The following is an 18,688-nucleotide window of genomic DNA, read 5'->3' on the forward strand; positions in this document are numbered from 1 at the left end:
AGTACTGACCGCTGATATGTCCACCGCGGAAGATCGGCTTTACATGTTGGCCGAACGCGCGAAAACAGCCCACGATATAGCACTTGTTACCCATCTGCGCCTGACGCTCTACAACCTTTTGGGTCACAGCGATCGCGGCGTGGAAGTATTCATCGAATACCAAAGAGGTCACGGAAAAGACTGGTCACCACATCCTACCGACGAGGAAGTATCACGAGAATACGAGCAAATCTGGTCGTTGGTGGGAACCCGGCAAATCGGGGAACTCGTTGACTTGCCCTTGATCACCGATCCGGGTGTGCTCGATGTTCTAGATGTTTTCACTGAGGCTGTGCTAACTGCACAGTTCACGGACGCGAACTTTCTTGCCCTCTTGCTTTGTCGGATAGCTAACCTCAGCCTGGAGCATGGCAACTGCGACGCGTCGTGCTGGGCGTACGTAGCGCTGGGTATGCTCGCCGGGCCTCATTTCGGGAACTATGAGGCCGGATTCCAGTTTGGCAAGCTAGGCTACGATCTCGTGGAGAAGCACGGATTGCATCGCTATCAAGCCCGCGTCTATGTTCGTTTTGGGAACTGTGTCGTGCCGTGGAAGCGACACGTCAAGACAGGACGGGACCTCGTGCGTCGCGCCTTCGACGCCGCGAACAGGATCGGCGACCTCAGTTTTGGAGCATTTAGCTGCCACCACTTGAATACAAAGCTTATTGCGGCGGGAGATCCTTTGGCCGAGGTGCAGCATGAAGCTGAGACGGGCCTCGCGTTCGCAGAAAAAGTGCGGTTTGGCCGCCTCATTGACCAGATCGCAACGCAGCTCGCGTTTGTCCGAACACTCCGGGGCCTGACAACGACATTCGGTTCGTTCAATGACGGACACTTTGACGAGCTTCAGTTCGAGAGTCAGTTCTCAAGCAACGCTACTTTGGCGACGCGGGAGTGTTTTTATTGGATCCGAAAGTTGCAGGCGCATTTCTTTGCGGGAGATTACTCTTCCGCCATCCAGGCGTCGCTGAATGCCAAACGACTCCTCTGGTCATGCCTCTCCTACTTTGAAGTGGCGGAGTACTATTTTTACAGCGCGCTCGCGCGGGCTGCGGCTTTTGATTCTGCAACCGAGGGCTCGCGACAGGAGCACTTCGAGGCTCTGGCTGCTCACCACAGTCAGCTTGCAATATGGGCTGCGAATTGCCCGGAGAATTTCGAAAATCGCGCTGCATTGGTGGGCGCGGAAATCGCCCGGATCGAAGGGCGTTTCCTTGACGCCGAGCAATCGTATGAAAAGGCCATCCGTTCAGCGCACGCGAATGGCTTTGTGCACAATGAAGCGATAGCGAATGAAGTTGCGGCGCGTTTCTATGCAGCCCGGGGATTCGACAAGACTGCCCATGCGTACCTGCGCGATGCCCGGTACTGCTATCTCGATTGGGGAGCGGATGGCAAGGTAAGGCAACTTGATCAGCACTATCCGCACATTAAAGACGAACAAGCTGCGGGCTCGTCGAGCACCATCGAGGCGCCGACTGAGCTTCTGGACCTGGCCACGGTTATCAAGGTCTCGCAGGCACTGTCGAGCGAGATTGTCCTTCCCAGGCTGATCGGGAAGCTGGTGCGAATCGCGGTAGAGAATGCCGGGGCCGAGCGAGGATTGCTCATCCTCCTTCGCGGTGGCGCTGAGGGCGACGAGCCGCGCATCGAAGCAGAGGCGACCAGTGGACCGGGCAGGATCGAGGTTGCGGTTCGGCAAGCCGCCATCACGCCGTCGGAGCTCCCGCAATCCGTGCTGCATTATGTTATCCGGACGCAGGAGCGCGTACTCCTCGACGATGCCTCCACCGATATCGTGTATTCAAAGGACGAATATGTACGGCGCAAGCGCTCGCGGTCCGTACTTTGCCTGCCTATCGTCAGGCAGGCGAAGTTTGTCGGCGCACTTTATCTTGAGAACAGCCTGGCACCGGGCGTCTTCACGTCGGACCGGGTTGCCCTACTGCAATTGCTGGCTTCGCAAGCCGCTATTTCACTCGAGAATGCCGCCCTCTATACCGACTTGCAACGCAGCGCAGCTTTCCTGGCTCAAGGGCAAAGGATCAGCCACACGGGCACCTTCGGCTGGAACGTTGCAAGCGGAGAGCACTACTGGTCAGAGGAAGGCTACAACATCCTTGAATATGACCGGGGTGTGCAAGCCTCCATGGAGCTCGCATTCCAACGAATGCATCCCGACGACCGGGATGCAGTTCAGCGGGCTCTTGACGCGGCGATCAGGGAAAAGAAGGATTTCGATAGTGAACATCGGTTCGTCATGCCGGACGGGCGAGTCAAGTACGTCCACGCCATGGGCCGGGCGGTGAATATCGGCAACCTCGAATTTGTAGGAGCCGTTCGTGACATCACGGACCGCACGCGGGCGGAAGAGGCTTTGCGCCAGGCACTGACCGATCTTGCACGCATTAACCGGGTAACCACCATGGGAGAGCTCGCGGCTTCCCTGGCTCATGAAATCAATCAACCAATTACCGGCGCTCTCACTTACGCAAACGCTTGCTTGCGATGGCTTGATCGCGACAAGCCGAATCTGGATGAAGCGCGCGCGGCTGTCATCAGGATTGTGAGAGCCGGACAACGCGCTGCTGAGATTATCGGCAGGATCCGCACACAATTCGAGAAGGGCGCCCTGAATCGGGAGGTCTTTGGCGTAAGCGAGATTATTCGAGAAACTGTCGGCCTTCTGCGCGGGGAGGCAGGGCGATACAACATATCGGTCCGAACGGAACTGGCAGCCGATCTTCCTCAGATTGTTGGAGATCGCGTGCAATTGCAGCAGGTCGCGATGAATCTGATTGTCAACAGCTTCGAAGCGATGAAGGACGTTGACGGAATACGAGAGATGGTCATCAGGTCGCAGCGGGCTGACAACGAGCAGATTCTTGTTTCAGTCAGCGATACCGGCATAGGGGTTCCGCCACAGCTTGCAGAACAGATTTTCGATCCGTTCTTCACAACTAAACCCCACGGCACCGGCATGGGGCTTCGCATCAGCCGTTCAATCGTTGAGTCGCACGGCGGGCGCTTGTGGGTCGCCGGCGCCCTTGGGCAGGGCGCGACTTTTCAGTTCACCCTGCCCGCTACGGTTGCGGACCGTAGATGATTAATCAGCTATCGGACCGCTCCCATGTACGGCCCCATGTATCGGTCCGCGCCTCCCAAGCAGGATAAGGCTACTTAACGGGCCTGGAAGCGCGATTTCGGAGAGTGGGCTTCGTAGCTACAGCCTTCTTCGTCGCTACCTTCCTGGCGGTCTTTTTTTTGCCTGCAAGCTTTCCGTTACCTGCTTTCGCCGAAGCGACGTCGGCACCGTCAACCAGAAACCTCGTTCGGTCTTTCACTGCCGCACGCCAAGCGGGCGCCGGACCGCGTCCGCTCCAGGTTGCGCCGGTCTTCGGGTCGAGGTATTTTGCCGGCTGCGGTCCTTTAGGCTGTCCCCTGGATGCAAGCTTGCCTGCAGCCACCGAGGCTTTCTTGGCCGTCGTCTTGGCCTTGCTGACAGAACTCACGCTCGCCGTGCGAATAGCGTCGGTGCCACTCGCGATCAGGAACTTGGCGCGGTCCTTCGAATCCGCAATCCATGCCGGCGCGCGACCGTGACCGGTCCAGGTGGCGCCTGTCTTAGGATGTTGATATTTTGGCGGGGTACCGCTCTTTATACTTCCGGCACCCTTCGTTTTGACGTTTGGAGTACTTCCAGTCGCCGCTTTCGCGTCGCGCTTTGCCTTTGCTTTAACTTCAATGTCTACGGTGGTCAAACCGTGTTCCAGCATAATATTTCGAATCTGGTCGACGGCCGCTTGCGCCTTCCTTGCAATCAACGTTTCAGCTTGCGCCTGCAGTTTCTTCATCTTTTCTTGAATTTGATCGAGAGTGGGCATTGTGATCTCCTTAAATGGATATGGCCGCACTATGCCATGAGCGTCGAGCGTGTGAAAGCGTTGATAGGGTATTCGCGTGGGTTTTCGCGAGATTATTCGCGAGATGCAGTTGCCTGGCCGCTCTACATTAAGTTCTTCTATTCGCGGGTAGCACCGGCCCCGTTCGTCCGATGATCACGTTCAAGCAGCCCATACAGCAGGCTGTCCGACACCTCTTCACCCACTATCCAGCGTTCACGCAGCAGCCCTTCGCGGACAAATCCGAGCCGTTCGAGAAGCCGCGCCGAGGCAACATTGCGTGGGTCGATATCCGCCTCGATCCTGCGCATATTCAGTGCGCCGAAGGCGTGCTCAATCAGTGCAGAAGTCGCCTCGGTCATATAGCCACGTCCCCAATGCTTGCGATTCAAAGAGAAGCCTATCTCGACGCGACGGCTTTGCTCGTCTGGGTGAAAGAGAGCGCAATCACCAAACACTTCGCCCGTTGTGCGCGACTCCACTGCGCAAATGAAGTCCTGGCCCTCGGCGGACCGCTTCAATGCGCGTGCGAGCCGGTCCGTTGCCTGATCCAAGTGCGTCATGGCAGGAAACGAAAAATAACGCATCGCGTCCACGTCCGACCAGATTGCGAACAGCGGCTGCACATCTTCATGCCGAAGCGGCCGCAGAGTAAGACGCTGGGTAGTCAGGGTGACCGACTCGAAGAAGGACATGAAGGATCCGAAGCTATAAATAGGCCGGGCCATTAAATCATGCAGATCGTGGACGAGCAACCACAGGCGACGGTGGTGGGTCTCCTCCCGGGGAAGTCGAAGGGCCGTTGTGAATCGGTCGCGAGTGTTCGCCCAAAGGAGCAGACCCGAGCGGACCCGAAACGCGCAAGTCACAGCCTCGTGCGGTATCCTTCCCTGCTCTAAGAACCACTCCTGTTATCCGTCCGATGGCTAAGCTTTTTTTCGACGCCGTACTCTTCGACTGCGACGGCGTACTCGTAGACTCAGAACCCATCACTAACCGCATACTGACCTCCATGCTGGGCGAACTCGGCTGGTACCTCACCATTGAGGAAACGATGCGGATCTTCGTCGGCAAGACCGTGATGGACGAGGCGCCACTCATCAAAGCCCGCACCGGCGTCACGATCACTTCGCAATGGCTCATGGAATTTCGGACGCGGCGCAATGCGGCGCTCGACCGTGAGCTCATCGCCATTCCCGGAGCGTTGTTGGCGGTGCAGAGGATTCACGACGAGTTCAATGGTCGCATTGCAGTCGCGTCAGGTGCGGACCGGCGTAAGGTCGACCTGCAACTGTTGAAGGTCGGCATGGCCGAGTACTTCGACGGCCGAATCTTCAGCGGCCATGAAATGGCGCGCAGTAAGCCGTACCCGGACGTATACCTGGCCGCAGCCAAAGCGTTGGATGTTGACCCGGCGCGCTGCGCGATCGTGGAAGACACTGTAACTGGCGTGACCGCCGGCGTCGCTGCAGGCGCTACGGTTTTCGGGTACAGCCCGCACGAGCAGGGCCACAGCGCGCCGGACGCACTGCGCGAAGCAGGCGCCGTGCACGTACTTCGGAGAATGGACGAACTGCCTGCTTTGCTCTTGGAATGGCAAAACCGGTCTTCTGGGAGCAACCCGTTATGTTGAAGCTTGTCCCAATGTCGGAAAGTGAGTTTGCTGAATACGAATCTGAAACGCGGACCCACTACGCCTCGGATGTTCTGAAGGCAGATGGTGGTAGCCCTGACACAGCCGTGGCGCGCGCGACCCAAGCCTTCCTCAAGCTATTGCCGGAAGGGCAAGACACCCCGGACCACCATTTTTTCACTTTACTTACATCGGAAATGTCCGCCGCTGTCGGTTGGCTATGGTTGCGCGAAGAAACATCCGAGCGTGGGCGCGGGGCCTTCGTCTATGACCTTCTTGTCCTGCCGCAGTATCGAGACCAAGGCTACGGGAGATGTGCTCTGCAAGCCGCGGAAGCGTGGGCGAGCGAGTTGGCTATGCAATACATCGACCTTCATGTGTTCGGACACAACACAGGTGCTCAGCGCCTTTACGCGAAAGCTGGATATCAGGCGACGCATATCAGCATGACGAAGGCGCTCTCCTAGATGCCGCAGTAGCAAAGGACGTCTGCCAATGGCCGGTATTGAGAAAATGGATTGGCGGTTTCAGGTCGAAGGACTGCGCCTCCTGCGTTTCGGCCGAGTCCAGCCACGTACCGGAAGAATTCTTCATCGGCTATATTGTCAAAGCAACGTTGCAGGAGTTCATACCATCATGAAGCCCTTTTGCTTTGCAGCGGCCCTCTTCGTGTTCACCGCCGGCTGTGCCTCGACAGAATCGCCCGCGAATGATCAGACCGCGCGGCCAGGTCCGGCCGACACGGACACCTACATCCTGCACTCTACCAACGGTGCGACGGCCGGTGACTCCACGTCAAAGCCACCGAGGCTCAGCGTCGGTACCAGCTATCCCGATACGCAATTGATCCTGCCGTGGTTCCTCAATGACATCATCAATTTTGTTAACTATCACTAGTCTGACAGCGGCTTGTTACGGCGAGGGCAGCAAAGTGCGCTGCGTAGGCCTGCGCGCTGGACAGGCGTTTGATTAGCTGGCAGGATTTAGCACTTGCGGATAAGTCCGCTGATTCATAGTCATTCAAACCAATGAATACTCAAGCTACCAAAGCCCTCATTCACTCGATGCGTATGTTCCTGGAAGGTTATTCCCCCGGGCGCTAAGGGCTTTTTTGCTTCTAAAAAAGGGACGCCACGGGCGTCCCTTTTCTTTTTCGGAGCAGCAATGACGTACCGATACATCACCACGCCGATTTACTACGTAAACGATCGGCCCCATATGGGCCATGCCTATGCCAGCGTCCATGCCGACATCATGGCTCGCTACCTGCGAGCCGCGGGGCACCAGGCGATGTTGCTCACCGGCGCCGACGAGCATGGCGAGAAAATCGCCAAAGCCGCGACGCAGGCTAATGAGGCGCCGCGTGCATTCGCCGATCGGCATGCAGAGACGTTCAAGGACGCGTGGCGCCGCCTGTCGGTCGAACCGGATAGGTTCGTTCGCACTACTGCGCCCGCGCACGCCAAGGTCGTGTCCGAATGTCTGAGCCGCCTCTTCGAAGCTGGGGAGATATATCTGGCCGACTATGAAGGGCTTTACTCGGTTGGCCAGGAGCGCTTTGTCACCGACAAGGAACTGGTGGACGGCAAGCTTCCCGAGGACAAGGAACCGCCTGTATTGCGGCGTGAACCGAACTACTTCTTCCGCATGGAAGTTCACCGCGCCTGGATGCGTCAGTTGTTGCTGGACACCCCGGATCTGATCCAGCCCGTTCAATACCGCAACGAAGTATTGAAGCTGCTGGAAGAGCCCATAGGCGACTTGAGTATCTCGCGTCCCGTGAATCGCCTCGAATGGGGCATCCCTATTCCCTGGGATCCTGAACACGTTACTTACGTCTGGTTCGACGCGCTCCTAAGCTATGTTTCGCCGCTCGGCTATCCCGACCAGCCTGCCTTTTCCAACTACTGGCCTGGCGTACGTCATGTGATCGGCAAGGATATCCTGCGCACGCATACGCTCTTCTGGTTGAGCATGACGCATGCGCTGGGCATCGCGCCGTATCGTCGCTTGTATGTATCCGGGCATCTGCTCGGTTCCGATGGCCGCAAGATGAGCAAGTCGCTCGGAAATGGCGTCGATCCGCTAGAGGCGGCGGACACTTACGGCGTGGATGCACTGCGCTATACGTTGATCCGCGAGGTCAGCTTCGGTTTTGACGGGATTGTCAGCAACGCGGTGATCGAACAGCGGCGCAATCGCGATCTCGCCGACGATCTGGGTAATCTAGCCGCTCGCACGCTGTCGATGGTGAAGAGGTATCGCGACGGCCTGGTCCCTGCGCCCAAGCGCTATGACACGCGTGAAGAGACCATCATCGCCCGCGCCAGCGAGTTGCCGCATGTCGTCCTGGCATTAGTCGAAGAGATGAAACTCGGCCGCGCGGCGGAACAGGTGATGGATCTAGTCAAACAGCTCAACGGCTATGTCGCGAGCAGTACGCCATGGGCGCTTGCTAAGGACCCCGACGCGTCAGACCGGCTGGACACTGTCCTTTATACATTGCTGGAAGCGCTCTACAGCGTCAGCAACCTGCTGCATCCCGTGATGCCGGGCAAGATGCATGAGTTGCGAATCTTGCTTGGAGGTTCAGTCGAACCCTGCTGGGATTTGCCTTGGGGCCATGGCGTAAAACCGGGGAGCACCGTTAAGGAAGGCATCCTGTTTCCAAAGCGAACAGGCGAGGACGACGCGTAGGGCCGGACGACGCGTATCGCGACGATGGTGGCAATCTACCCGCATCAGCCGATCATCGTCGCCGGAATGGCCGCTATCTTCACCGACGCGAACCAAACAACCGTAACAGCTCGTCGCGTAGTTCGGAGATGTCCAGCACATGCTGTGCGCGCGTCACAGCCACGTACAGCAGGCGCATCTCGTCCTCGTCTAGCGTCAGGCGCCCGTCCACGGTCTTGAAACGGAAATCGTTGGCTACTTTCACGCGTTTCCATTGCAGCCCCTTGGCGCGGTGAACGGTCGAGATCACATAGTCGGCGCCGGCCTCCGGCGTCACTCGTCGCGCCAGCTCCCGCAGATAGGCGGTGCCAAACTCGTCAACGATTCGCACGATCGGTAGTAAGTCGCGCCCGACCGCGCTCCGGGCGAACGACTGAGCGTCCTTCCAAGTTTCGAACAGCGAAAATGCCGCCGGCCGGAAAGCGCGCTTGCCGGCGAGCAACTGATCTGCACCGTCAGCGAACGCGACGATCTCCGTCGGGCTCATACGGATAGCCGGCTTGTGTCCCGCTTCGACACCCACGGCCAGTTGCCAGATCGCCGTCACATTCTTGCGGCACAAAATGGCATCGACGGGCGGTGAGATAGTCGGATCCTCCACCATGATCGACCCGATTCCATCCTGGCCGCGAATGGGCGTGCGCTCGCCAAGCAGAGACAGAATACGGCTAGCGAGCGCCGCGAGCGTGGGTCCGAAGCGGAAGGACTCGGTTAGCGCACGCTCGGGCGCGTCGATCTGAGCCATTGCATTGACAGCGCCGCGCCATTCATAGATTTGCTGATAGGGGTCGCCGACGTAGATGATCTGCGCGTGGCGCTGGCGGCCAAGCACCGAGAGCATGACGCCATCGCTGTCCTGGGACTCGTCGAACAGGATGAAATCTGCATCGATACGCGGCTCTGTCTGCGCCCAGACTTTTAAATAGACATCCGGCACAATGGCGCGGCGCCCACGTAGGTCTATGCTTTCATTCCACAGGCGCACTACGGAGGGAAGCAAGGATTCGCGCAGCCAGTCAGCGGCCTTGTCTTGCACTTTTTCATCGACAGGGATGTGGGAAGCCTCCGGTCGCAGTTGCGCCGAACGGCAAAACCTGCCCAGGCCGTCGGCCACCATCCGACCCAGTTCGAAGGGCGTGATCTCGACGGTTTTGTCGGTGATGGTGGGCACCTGTATCGCCCCGATCCCGTAGCGAGCCGCCAATTCGTGCGGGGGTTCAGCCGGGAGGTTCACGCGCGAGGTCAGGGCGGGGGCCACGGAGGCATACGCGAGCGAATGCACGGTACGCGCGCTGACATTGCGCGGAAAGCCGCGGCGCGCGTGCTCGGCGATCTCCTTGTTGAACGCGAGATAGCTGCCGCGCTTACCCGCGAGATGATCGGCAATCAACCGTAGCGTCGAAGTCTTTCCCGCGCCGGCATACGCCTTGATCTTCAGGTCGCCGCCGCCGAGAACAGCATCGACGATCGCGTGCTGTTCGGCGGTAGGCTTAAACGAATGGGGCATGGCACGTACGGCTTGAGCGGAGATGCCCGTAGTGTGCCGGAAAATTGCCGGAGCGCCAGAAGCCGTCGCATAGCCGCCGGGTTGTGAGCCCGCGGTGCGACGGCCGAATCCAGGTTGCGTTTCCTTCCTGTCAGAGTTTATCGACGTCGACAATTGCTTGGGCGAAGGCCTGAGGTGCTTCCTGAGGAAGATTGTGACCGATGCCACCCGTGATCAGTCGATGCTCGTATTTGCCCGAAAATTTGCTTGCGTAGGCTGCGCTGTCGGGGTGAGGAGCGCCGTTTGCGTCGCCTTCCATCGTGATCGTTGGCACCGTGATGACCGGGCTCGCGGCCAGGCGCTTTTCCAGACTGTCGTATTTCGCTTCGCCCTTGGCGAGGCCGAGCCGCCACCGGTAGTTATGAATCACGATCGCTACGTAGTCCGGATTGTCGAACGATGCTGCCGTGCGCGCGAACGTGGCATCGTCGAACGCCCACTTCGGCGATGCGAGTTGCCAAATGAGTTTTGCGAAATCCGCTCGATACTTGGTGTAGCCGAGCACGCCGCGTTGCGTCGAGAAATAATACTGGTACCACCATAGGAACTCAGCCTTCGGCGGCAACGGCGTCTGGTTGGCTTGAACGCTCCCGATCAGATAGCCGCTGACAGAAACCAGACCCTTGCAACGCTCGGGCCAGAGTGCCGCGACAATGTCGGCGGACCGCGCGCCCCAGTCATAACCTGCGACGATCGCCTTTTGGATCTTGAGTGCATCCATAAAGGCAATCACGTCGACCGCAACCACCGCTTGTTGACCATTGCGCACCGTCGCGCTTGAAAGGAAACGCGTCGTGCCGCAGCCACGCACATACGGCACAAGCACCCGGTATCCCGCCGCTGCGAGCAGCGCTGTGACATCGGCGTAGCTGTAGATATCGTAGGGCCAGCCGTGAAGAAGAACGACAGGTGGGCCATCGGCGGGACCCGCTTCTGCGTATCCGACATTCAGCGGGCCGGCCTCGATCTGCTTTAGATTAGCGAATGTCGTGTTCGTCCCCGGCTTGATCGCGGGCACCGTGGATTGCGCTTGGGCGGTACCGATCCCGCCAAATGGGGCAGCAGCAAGGGTTAAGGCGGCAGCGCCGAAGAGCCGACGGCGGTTCTGGCTGATTTCTTGAGGCATTTTTCATTTCCTCTATCAAGGTTGGGTTGGGTCACCGGAACGCGACCCGTAGAGGGTCCACACGAGCGGCGATTGCACCGTCCGTTGCGGCGCCATCGCGGCGTGCATCGGTTAGCTAAACGACGCATCGATAGCGACCATGATCCGCTGGACATTGATGTGAAACAAGACGTACTAAAGTATGAGTGCGGCAAACCTTGAGACATGACGGAGCATGCAAGCGAACCGTCAAGACCAACAAGCGGGCATGGAACGCTCAGGCCCTGACCCCCACGCGTATGCGGGGAAAGCACTTGCAACCGACGTAATAGACCAGTGAGGTCAGCACCAGGCCGACGATCCACGAGACGTCGGCGCCATGCAGTTTATGGGCGATCGGACCGGTGTAGATGTCGGTCGCGACAAGCGGTAGCTGCACGGCGATGCCAAACAAGTATGAGGCGATCGCGATACCGTTGAAGCGTCCGTAAATCCCGCCGTCTTGCTTGAAGAACGAATCGACGTCGTACTCGCCGTGGCAGACGAGGTAATAGTCGATCAGGTTCACTGCCGTCCAGGGCACCAGTACATACAGCAACAGCAAGATGAAATTGGTGTATTCGTCGAGGAAGTTGGCCTGGCCGAACAACGCAATCACGAGCGAGATGCTGAACAGCACCAGCGCCGTAACCACGCGGGCGCGCGCCTTGCCAGACCAGGTCGGAATCAACGTCTGGATGATGGCGATCGTCGAGAGCGCGCCGCAGTAAAGATTCATCGCATTGGCCGCGGCAATTCCGAGCGACAGCACGATGACCACGAGCCCGCTGACCCCGTGCGTGAGCGAGGTCAGACCGTTCACGACATCGCCGTCTTTAACCACCAGTCCTACCAGGGCGCCCAGCACCATCGGCAGGATGGAGCCTAGCGTGCATCCCCAATAACTGGCCCAGAAGGCGCTTTTAGCGCCCGTGTCCTTCGGCATGTAGCGCGAATAGTCGGACACGTAGGGTGCGTAGGCAATCTGCCAGAGCGCTGCGACCGACACCGTGCCGAGAAAGCCGACGAGGTTCGGCGAGTTCTTCGTCAGGAAATCGACCGGCAGGCCGTGCACAAAAATGATCCAGGCAAACGTGAGCACAAGAACCAGGCCCGAACACCAGGCCATCAGGCGCGCATAGGCGTGGATCAGGTTGTAGCCGAAGATCGTCGCGACCAGACTCAGGATGCCGACCACCACCACCCCCTCGTTGACTGTGACCGCGGGCGTGATACTGCGCAGCGCCTGACCCCCTAGCACGAGATTCGATGCGAAGAAGCCGAGGTACATGATCACCACGATCCCGACCACCAGCAGCGAGCCGAGTGAGCCGAACTGGCCGCGGGTCTGCACCATCTGGGGCACGCCGAGTTGCGGCCCTTGCGCGGAGTGCAGCGCCATGAATACCGCGCCGACCATGTTGCCGATGACGATGGCGAGCACGCCCCACCAAAACGGCTGCTTGAATACCGTGACGGCCAGCGCCCCGGTGACGACCGTCAGCAGCATGATGTTGGAACCGAACCAGATCGTGAAGAGGTCGCTGGCCTTGCCGTGCCGCATGGACGCAGGAATGGGTTGAATTGTGTTTCGCTCAAGACGGGAAATCGCGTCTTCCTGAGTCATGTGTCTTCTCCACCTAATGGGCGATCAATGCGAATCCGCCGGCCTGCTGTGCAACCAGGAAAAGTCCTCAAGAGCGGGCACTCACTCTTCCTATGGTAGGCGCGGCGAATTCGATTGAAATCTAAAATATAATCTTGGGAAATTCTGCAAGTCACATTGCTGTCAATCAAGCATTAGCTGCACGCTAAGCTAGAGCCGAGCATAGGCGAGCCAGCATTGCATCGCAGCGGGTCAGTTGCTCGAGGGTAATAAATTCGTCTGGCTTGTGCCCTTGATCCATGCTTCCCGGCCCGCAGACCACCGTGGGAACGCCGGCCTGGTCGAACAGTCCGCCTTCTGTGCCGAATGCCACCGTACCGAATTCAGTGGAACCGCTCAGCAGCGCTAACAGACGTGCCGCTTCGCTATCAGGCGAGGTGGCCAATCCCGGGTAGGCGGAGAGCGGCTGCAAGCGAATGCCCGTATCGGGCTGAACCGAACGCATCGTCGGCAGCAGCTCGGCCTCGGCATAGGTCAGCAACTCATCGGCCACCTCGTGGGCATTGAAGCCGGGCAGGGCGCGTACCTCGAAATCGAATTCGCATTCAGCCGGCACGATGTTCAGCGCCCGACCCCCTTTGATGACGCCGGTCTGCACTGTCGAGAACGGCGGATTAAAACGCGGATCATGATGTTCAGGCCGTGCCAGGTGTGCACCGATCTCTCCCAGACGGCCGATCAGTCGCGCCGCATATTCGATAGCGTTGACCCCATTGGGTGCGTAGGCCGAGTGACAGGCAGCCCCTTTCACCTGGCATCGCATGGCCAGCTTGCCCTTGTGGCCCAGCACGGGTTTCAACTCGGTAGGTTCACCGATCAGGCACATGCGCGGCTTGTGGGGACGCTTTTCCAGTTCCGCCAACATCGATCGTACGCCGAGGCATCCCACTTCCTCGTCATAGGAGAACGCAAGGTGTATGGGCAGCTTCAGCGTCTGCTTGAGAAAGGCCGGTACCGCGGCCAACACCGAGGCGATGAAGCCCTTCATGTCGGCCGTGCCGCGACCGTACAACCGCCCGTCTTGCTCGGTGAGACGGAACGGATCCACCGTCCAGGCCTGTCCATCCACCGGCACTACATCGGTATGACCGGCAAGCACGACACCACCACGGTCGCGGGGACCGATGGTGGCAAACAGGTTGGCCTTGGTGCGCTCCGGGTTGTAGAAAAGTTCGCTCTCCACACCGAGTTCCGCCAAGTACTGCCGAATAAAAGCGATCAGTCCCAGGTTGGAATCCCGACTGACCGTGGCGAAACCGATCAGCCGTTCGAGCAGTTCGCGGCTTGACACGTCACTCATTGCCCAGTACCCCGTAGCTTGGAGCCGCGGCCGGATTCAACGCCCGAGCGAGGTAGTCCTGCATCTGCGGCCTATAGGCTTGCCAGAGACTTTCCAACTGGTCGACAGGACCTTCATCTGCCCAGTCGACCCGCAGATCGATGATCGGCCAAATCACGTCGCCAACGACCTTAAGCGTCGCCGAGTGCACGGGTCCCGCCTCACCACCGGCGACAATCGCGGCATGCATGGCCACCAGCAGGCGATCGGCAAGCATTCCGGGCGCATTCTCGAAGGCCTTGACCATGGCTTCGATGACCTGGACACTAGCCAGCAAGTTGCCAGCAGCAACGCACTGCTCGCCAGCCAGGGCGTTGTGCACCCCCAGTGCTTCTTTGCCGCTGAAAATCGCGGTACGGCCTTGGTCATCGATCACCGTCACTTGTCGATACTGATTCCAACCGTCGGCGCTGAGCGCTCGATCCAGGGCAGCTGCAGGCTCAATTCGCTGGGTTTCGAGAAGGTCGAGGATGTGCGGGCCAAGGGCCGGCAGGGTGACGTTCTGGGTCGCCACCGCACCCACACCTGCACGCACCCAGGGGCATCGAGCACCCACCGCGATACTGGAAGAGCTGATGGCGATCCCAAGCTGTCCGGTTTCCGGGCAACGTCCTATGATAGAAAATGTCATGTCTTGCTCCTCAGGCCTGGTTCGGCTTCCAGTCATCCGGGATCACCGCGATCACATCGATTTCCATGAGCCACTGCGGCTGGCCCAGTGCGCTCACAACCAGGCCGGTGGAAATGGGGAACACGCCCTTAAGCCATTTGCCGACCTCCTGGTACACCGGCTCGCGATAACGCGGGTCGATCAGGTAGGTTGTTGTCTTGACGATGTGGGACATATCGCTGCCCGCTTCTTCCAGCAACTGCTTGACGTTCTTCATCGCCTGCCCCGCCTGGGCCCGCGGGTCGCCGAGCCCGACGAGCTGGCCTTCGAAATCGGTGCCTACCTGACCACGCACATAGACGGTGTTGCCAGCGCGCACGGCCTGACAGAGATCGTTATCCAGCGTCTGGTTCGGGTAGGTTTCGCGGGTGTTGAACATGCGGATGCGGGTGTGCGTAGGTTGGCTCATTAGTGGACCTCGATACTCATGAAAAAATCGCCTCCCCGAGATGAGGGGAATGGCCAATGGGCAGCCGCGAAGGTGACCAGGCGCCCTTGAATGGGGAGGCGAGGGGATAGGGGGGCTCAGGCGAAGGGTTCAGGCCGATACGCCCTTCTTGGCTGCACGCGTCACCGGAGCCGGGCGGGTAGTGAGGTCCTTAACGCGTTCGCCGTTAATGTAGATTTCGCGACCGTGTTCTGCCTGGCGCTGCGCCGCATCACGGTAGGAGAGATATTTGCGCTGCGTGACGATATGGTCGGCAATAAGCCTGGCATCGTGCCAGACGCCCCAGATGAAAGCGGAGCCGCGACGCGACAGCCATGGCAGACCCAGGAAGTAAACTCCAGGCTCAGTCGAAACGCCGCGCTGATGCTGCGGCTTACCGTTTGCGTCGAAGGCGTTGACTTTCAGCCAGGTGTAGTCAACTGCATAGCCGGTTGCCCAGACGATCGAGGTAACGCCGGTCTCGGCCAGATTGAGCTCAAGAATGGGATGGGTCACACATTCCGGATTCGGGAGCGTATTGCGGGCTTCAGGTTCCTCCGGAAGGTCGAGACCATGGCGTGCTATATAGGCGTCAGCTGCATTGAGCAGCGACAGATAGTTCTCATCGCCGCGAGCGAGGTTGACTGCAAGATCCGGTTCAAAGGTCACTACACCGTCATTGAACGATTTCGTCAGGCCGACGAGCGTCATCCCCTGATGGGCAAGAGCCCGGAAGTCAATCGTATGGCCGCCACGAGCACCGCTTACTGCGATGGTGACATGCTCCGTGCCCGGCCTCGCGGCCTCGGCATCCCATTCGCCGAGAACGCCCAGCCACCAGCAGAAGTCACGCTTGCGATACTCGCGTGGAGGACGATCGTGCGGTCCAACCGAGAGAAAAACCTTCTTGCCTGAACGCTGCAGCTCATCCGCGATCTGCACTCCTGACGACCCGGCACCGACTACCAGGACAGCACCCTCCGGCAGTTGCTCCGGATTACGATATTCGGCAGAGTGGATCTGTATGAGCTTCTCGGCTTTAGGGGCGATCGGTGGGATAACAGGACGCTGAAAAGGTCCGGTTGCGACAACCACGCGGTTAGCCTCAATTACGCCCTCAGTTGTTTCAACTGTGAAGCCCGGGCGGCCGGCACTGCGCACCACTTTCTTCACTTCCACACCCGTGCGGATGGGGGCGTTGAACTTCCTGGCATAGGCTTCAAAATAGTCGGCAACCCGCTCTTTCGGGGCAAAGGCGTCGGGGTCGAGATCGTCGAACTCCAGACCCGGGAATCGATCGTGCCAGGCTGGACCATTGGCAACGAGCGAATCCCACCGTCCCGTGCGCCAGCGTTCGGCGACACGATTGCGCTCCAGGACTAGGTGGGGCACGCCTAGTTTGCTCAGGTGTTCACTCATGGCCACGCCGGCCTGACCGGCGCCCACAACGAGCGTATCTATTGACATGCTTTTGGCTGGCACGGCTTCCTCCTTCTTGTTTTCGTCGTTGCATCTACTGCTTGCATGTTGTCCTCCATGGGCTGGCATTGGCTTGACCGACGGATGAAATCTACGCGGTGTAACGACATTTGGAAAATATATTTAAAAGATGCAGTGGATACGTTTATCCTATGTAGCGACGCCGAAAACTTGACCTCGGGATGGGCTTAGCCCGAGCGGGGCGTCCGCGAATCACTTTATTTACAGGCACGTATCAATGGAAAACACACCACTTCGGTATTCGCTGCGCCAGTTGCGGTATTTCGTCGTGACGGCAGAGGCGCTGTCGTTTACCGCTGCGTCAAAAATCTTGCGCATCTCGCAGCCCTCGATCTCGACGGCGGTTGCCGAACTCGAGGAGTCCTTTGGTGTGCAGTTGTTCATCCGGCACCACGCCTCAGGGCTCTCCATGACCCAGGCAGGGCACGAGATGCTTGGCAAGACGCGTGACCTGCTGAAGAACGCGGAGGAACTGCAGGTCACCGCACGCGGGATGGACACAGGGATGTCAGGCAGCATCGCGCTTGGCTGCCTGATCTCGCTTGCTCCCCCGTTGCTGCCCGGCATCATCAGTCGCTTTGTCGCAGAACATGCCGGCATCGCATTCCGAACACTCGAAGCGCACCAGGAGGATTTGTTCACAGGCCTGCACGACGGATCCCTCGACCTCGCGCTAACCTACAACATCGATTTGATTGACGACATTGAATTCCTGCCGCTCCTGACGCTACCGCCCTACGTCATTCTGCCGAAAACCCATCATCTGGCTCAGCGTCGCGTGGTCACGCTCGCCAGTCTTCAAGGGGAGTCCTACGTGATGCTGGATTTGCCACACAGCCGCGAATATTTTGCGTCACTGTTCGAAGGGGTGGGGGAGCGTCCGGTCGCGACGTTCAGGTCCGCACAACCGGAGGTGGTACGCGGTATGGTGGCAAACGGCCTGGGCTACAGCATCCTGAACTTTCCGCTCAAATCGACCCAGACCGTGGACGGCGAAGATTTTGTCGTAAGGCAGTTCACGGACGCCGTCGCACCCGTCACGCTAGGCATTGCGCAGTCGCGCAACATGAAGCCGAGACAGGTGGTGCAGCGCTTCGCGTCCTTCTGTGAAGTGCTGATCAAAAAGCAGTATCGCCAGGTTGGGGGACGGTCGCGGAAGGTAGCGTCATAACCTAGGGGCGTTGCCGCGGTCGGGGGGATGCGGCAGCACGCCCATTGCATAGGAAAAACATTGGTTGTGCATGTATAAACAATGTTTTCATTTTGCAAATTGGCTTGATAGATTCGGTTGCATACCACATCAACCCGATGCCTCTATGTCACCCGAATCCTTCATTTCCTTCAGGAACGTGAGCAAAACCTATGACGGCATTCACGCCGTCGTTCAGGGACTCGATCTGGACGTGCAAAAGGGCGAATTCGTGTCGCTGCTCGGCCCGTCTGGCTCCGGAAAGACAACCACACTGATGATGCTCGCCGGCTTCGAATCGCCCACGCACGGTGAGATCAGGCTCAACGGCCGGCGGCTGGACGACAAGCCGCCGTATCAACGCGACATTGGTATGGTGTTCCAGAACTACGCGTTATTTCCGCACCTGACGATTGCCGAGAACGTCGCGTTTCCGCTATCGGTGCGCCACCTGAGCCGTAGCGTTCAGAAACTGCGTGTCAAGCGTGCGCTCGACATGATCGAGTTGTCGCACCTTGCAGCGCGTCGTCCGTCGCAGCTTTCGGGCGGCCAGCAGCAGCGCGTGGCGCTTGCACGTGCGCTCGTCTTCGAGCCGAGCGTGGTGCTGATGGACGAGCCGCTCGGCGCGCTCGACAAACGTCTGCGCGAAACGATGCAATACGAAATCATGCGGCTGCACCGCGACCTCGGGTTGACGATCGTCTACGTCACGCACGACCAGGCCGAAGCGCTGACCATGTCCGACCGTGTCGCGGTGTTTTCCGATGGCCGCATTCAACAGGCTGCCACGCCTACCGAGCTCTACGAAAACGCACAGAACGCGTTTGTCGCCAACTTCGTCGGCGAGAACAACGGCCTGACCGGGCGCGTGTCCAATCTCGATCAGAGCTGGGC

Annotated in this window: 16 protein-coding genes; 7 read left to right on the forward strand and 9 right to left on the reverse strand. The window is 59.0% G+C overall.

Translation table 11 applies throughout. The features are described 5' to 3' along the window. On the forward strand, positions 1-3,148 hold a 3,148-nt coding region (locus WCA53_RS23880; protein ID WP_423916283.1), incomplete at its 5' end, for an ATP-binding protein. A gap of 70 nt (positions 3,149-3,218) precedes the next feature. Here the strand turns inward: WCA53_RS23880 and WCA53_RS23885 are convergent. Continuing rightward, positions 3,219-3,926 (reverse strand): H-NS family nucleoid-associated regulatory protein, encoded by a 708-nt coding sequence (locus WCA53_RS23885; RefSeq protein ID WP_423916285.1) that lies wholly within the window; start codon positions 3,924-3,926, stop codon positions 3,219-3,221. A 137-nt stretch (positions 3,927-4,063) separates the two neighbouring features. Continuing rightward, the gene (locus WCA53_RS23890) at positions 4,064-4,639 is read right to left on the reverse strand and encodes a GNAT family N-acetyltransferase (RefSeq protein WP_423916314.1); all 576 of its coding nucleotides are present in this window, start codon (positions 4,637-4,639) and stop codon (positions 4,064-4,066) included. Positions 4,640-4,866: 227 nt separating this feature from the next. On the opposite strand from WCA53_RS23890, the gene WCA53_RS23895 reads away from it, so the two are divergent. The 4 genes from WCA53_RS23895 (at position 4,867) to WCA53_RS23910 (ending at position 8,274) form a co-directional block, all read left to right on the forward strand. Next, a complete protein-coding gene (locus WCA53_RS23895; RefSeq protein WP_423916287.1) occupies positions 4,867-5,577 on the forward strand; it encodes an HAD family hydrolase in 711 nt (236 codons plus the stop codon). Beyond that, the gene (locus WCA53_RS23900) at positions 5,571-6,044 is read left to right on the forward strand and encodes a GNAT family N-acetyltransferase (RefSeq protein WP_423916289.1); all 474 of its coding nucleotides are present in this window, start codon (positions 5,571-5,573) and stop codon (positions 6,042-6,044) included. The genes WCA53_RS23895 and WCA53_RS23900 overlap by 7 nt, the downstream gene beginning before the upstream one ends. A gap of 28 nt (positions 6,045-6,072) precedes the next feature. Continuing rightward, on the forward strand, positions 6,073-6,474 hold the full coding sequence (locus WCA53_RS23905) for a hypothetical protein (protein WP_423916291.1): 402 nt from the start codon (positions 6,073-6,075) through the stop codon (positions 6,472-6,474). Positions 6,475-6,741: 267 nt separating this feature from the next. Then, positions 6,742-8,274: a class I tRNA ligase family protein gene (locus tag WCA53_RS23910; RefSeq protein WP_423916293.1), complete on the forward strand. Its 1,533-nt coding sequence runs from the start codon at positions 6,742-6,744 to the stop codon at positions 8,272-8,274. 79 nt (positions 8,275-8,353) lie between these two features. Here WCA53_RS23910 and WCA53_RS23915 read toward each other — a convergent pair whose 3' ends face one another. The 7 genes from WCA53_RS23915 to WCA53_RS23945 all read right to left on the reverse strand — a co-directional run bounded on the left by WCA53_RS23915 (position 8,354) and on the right by WCA53_RS23945 (position 16,572). Then, on the reverse strand, positions 8,354-9,820 hold the full coding sequence (locus WCA53_RS23915) for an ATP-binding domain-containing protein (RefSeq protein ID WP_423916295.1): 1,467 nt from the start codon (positions 9,818-9,820) through the stop codon (positions 8,354-8,356). A gap of 130 nt (positions 9,821-9,950) precedes the next feature. Next, positions 9,951-10,985 carry an alpha/beta fold hydrolase gene (locus WCA53_RS23920; protein ID WP_423916298.1) on the reverse strand — a complete coding sequence of 345 codons (1,035 nt, stop codon included), beginning with the start codon at positions 10,983-10,985 and terminating at the stop codon, positions 9,951-9,953. Positions 10,986-11,241: 256 nt separating this feature from the next. After that, complete coding sequence (locus WCA53_RS23925) at positions 11,242-12,630, reverse strand: purine-cytosine permease family protein (protein ID WP_423916300.1); 1,389 nt, start codon at positions 12,628-12,630, stop codon at positions 11,242-11,244. A 184-nt stretch (positions 12,631-12,814) separates the two neighbouring features. Next, the gene (gene argE, locus WCA53_RS23930; protein ID WP_423916302.1) at positions 12,815-13,969 is read right to left on the reverse strand and encodes an acetylornithine deacetylase; all 1,155 of its coding nucleotides are present in this window, start codon (positions 13,967-13,969) and stop codon (positions 12,815-12,817) included. After that, entirely contained in the window at positions 13,962-14,639 is a 678-nt protein-coding gene (locus tag WCA53_RS23935; protein WP_423916304.1) for a DUF1028 domain-containing protein, read from the reverse strand. Before WCA53_RS23935 ends, argE begins: the two co-directional genes overlap by 8 nt. A gap of 10 nt (positions 14,640-14,649) precedes the next feature. Further along, positions 14,650-15,087: a RidA family protein gene (locus tag WCA53_RS23940; protein ID WP_423916307.1), complete on the reverse strand. Its 438-nt coding sequence runs from the start codon at positions 15,085-15,087 to the stop codon at positions 14,650-14,652. 129 nt (positions 15,088-15,216) lie between these two features. Then, positions 15,217-16,572, reverse strand: coding sequence for an NAD(P)-binding domain-containing protein (locus WCA53_RS23945; RefSeq protein WP_423916317.1), 1,356 nt, complete (start codon positions 16,570-16,572; stop codon positions 15,217-15,219). Between the two features lie 250 nt (positions 16,573-16,822). Here WCA53_RS23945 and WCA53_RS23950 point away from each other — a divergent pair, with 250 nt between their 5' ends. Continuing rightward, positions 16,823-17,776 carry a LysR family transcriptional regulator gene (locus WCA53_RS23950; RefSeq protein ID WP_423916309.1) on the forward strand — a complete coding sequence of 318 codons (954 nt, stop codon included), beginning with the start codon at positions 16,823-16,825 and terminating at the stop codon, positions 17,774-17,776. 145 nt (positions 17,777-17,921) lie between these two features. Further along, the coding region (locus tag WCA53_RS23955) for an ABC transporter ATP-binding protein (protein WP_423916311.1) at positions 17,922-18,688 on the forward strand (767 nt) is incomplete at its 3' end.

The organism is Caballeronia sp., assembly GCF_049581465.1.
GTDB lineage: Bacteria > Pseudomonadota > Gammaproteobacteria > Burkholderiales > Burkholderiaceae > Caballeronia.

Bases quoted from the DNA above. Each gene is read 5' to 3' on its own strand.
- WCA53_RS23925 (WP_423916300.1), bottom strand. From the start codon at position 12,630: ATGACTCAGGAAGACGCGATTTCCCGTCTTGAGCGAAACACAATTCAA.
- WCA53_RS23900 (WP_423916289.1), top strand. From the start codon at position 5,571: ATGTTGAAGCTTGTCCCAATGTCGGAAAGTGAGTTTGCTGAATACGAA.
- WCA53_RS23905 (WP_423916291.1), top strand. From the start codon at position 6,073: ATGGCCGGTATTGAGAAAATGGATTGGCGGTTTCAGGTCGAAGGACTG.
- WCA53_RS23920 (WP_423916298.1), bottom strand. From the start codon at position 10,985: ATGCCTCAAGAAATCAGCCAGAACCGCCGTCGGCTCTTCGGCGCTGCC.
- WCA53_RS23890 (WP_423916314.1), bottom strand. From the start codon at position 4,639: ATGTCCTTCTTCGAGTCGGTCACCCTGACTACCCAGCGTCTTACTCTG.
- WCA53_RS23945 (WP_423916317.1), bottom strand. From the start codon at position 16,572: ATGTCAATAGATACGCTCGTTGTGGGCGCCGGTCAGGCCGGCGTGGCC.
- WCA53_RS23940 (WP_423916307.1), bottom strand. From the start codon at position 15,087: ATGAGCCAACCTACGCACACCCGCATCCGCATGTTCAACACCCGCGAA.
- WCA53_RS23910 (WP_423916293.1), top strand. From the start codon at position 6,742: ATGACGTACCGATACATCACCACGCCGATTTACTACGTAAACGATCGG.
- WCA53_RS23950 (WP_423916309.1), top strand. From the start codon at position 16,823: ATGGAAAACACACCACTTCGGTATTCGCTGCGCCAGTTGCGGTATTTC.
- argE (WP_423916302.1), bottom strand. From the start codon at position 13,969: ATGAGTGACGTGTCAAGCCGCGAACTGCTCGAACGGCTGATCGGTTTC.
- WCA53_RS23915 (WP_423916295.1), bottom strand. From the start codon at position 9,820: ATGCCCCATTCGTTTAAGCCTACCGCCGAACAGCACGCGATCGTCGAT.
- WCA53_RS23885 (WP_423916285.1), bottom strand. From the start codon at position 3,926: ATGCCCACTCTCGATCAAATTCAAGAAAAGATGAAGAAACTGCAGGCG.
- WCA53_RS23935 (WP_423916304.1), bottom strand. From the start codon at position 14,639: ATGACATTTTCTATCATAGGACGTTGCCCGGAAACCGGACAGCTTGGG.
- WCA53_RS23895 (WP_423916287.1), top strand. From the start codon at position 4,867: ATGGCTAAGCTTTTTTTCGACGCCGTACTCTTCGACTGCGACGGCGTA.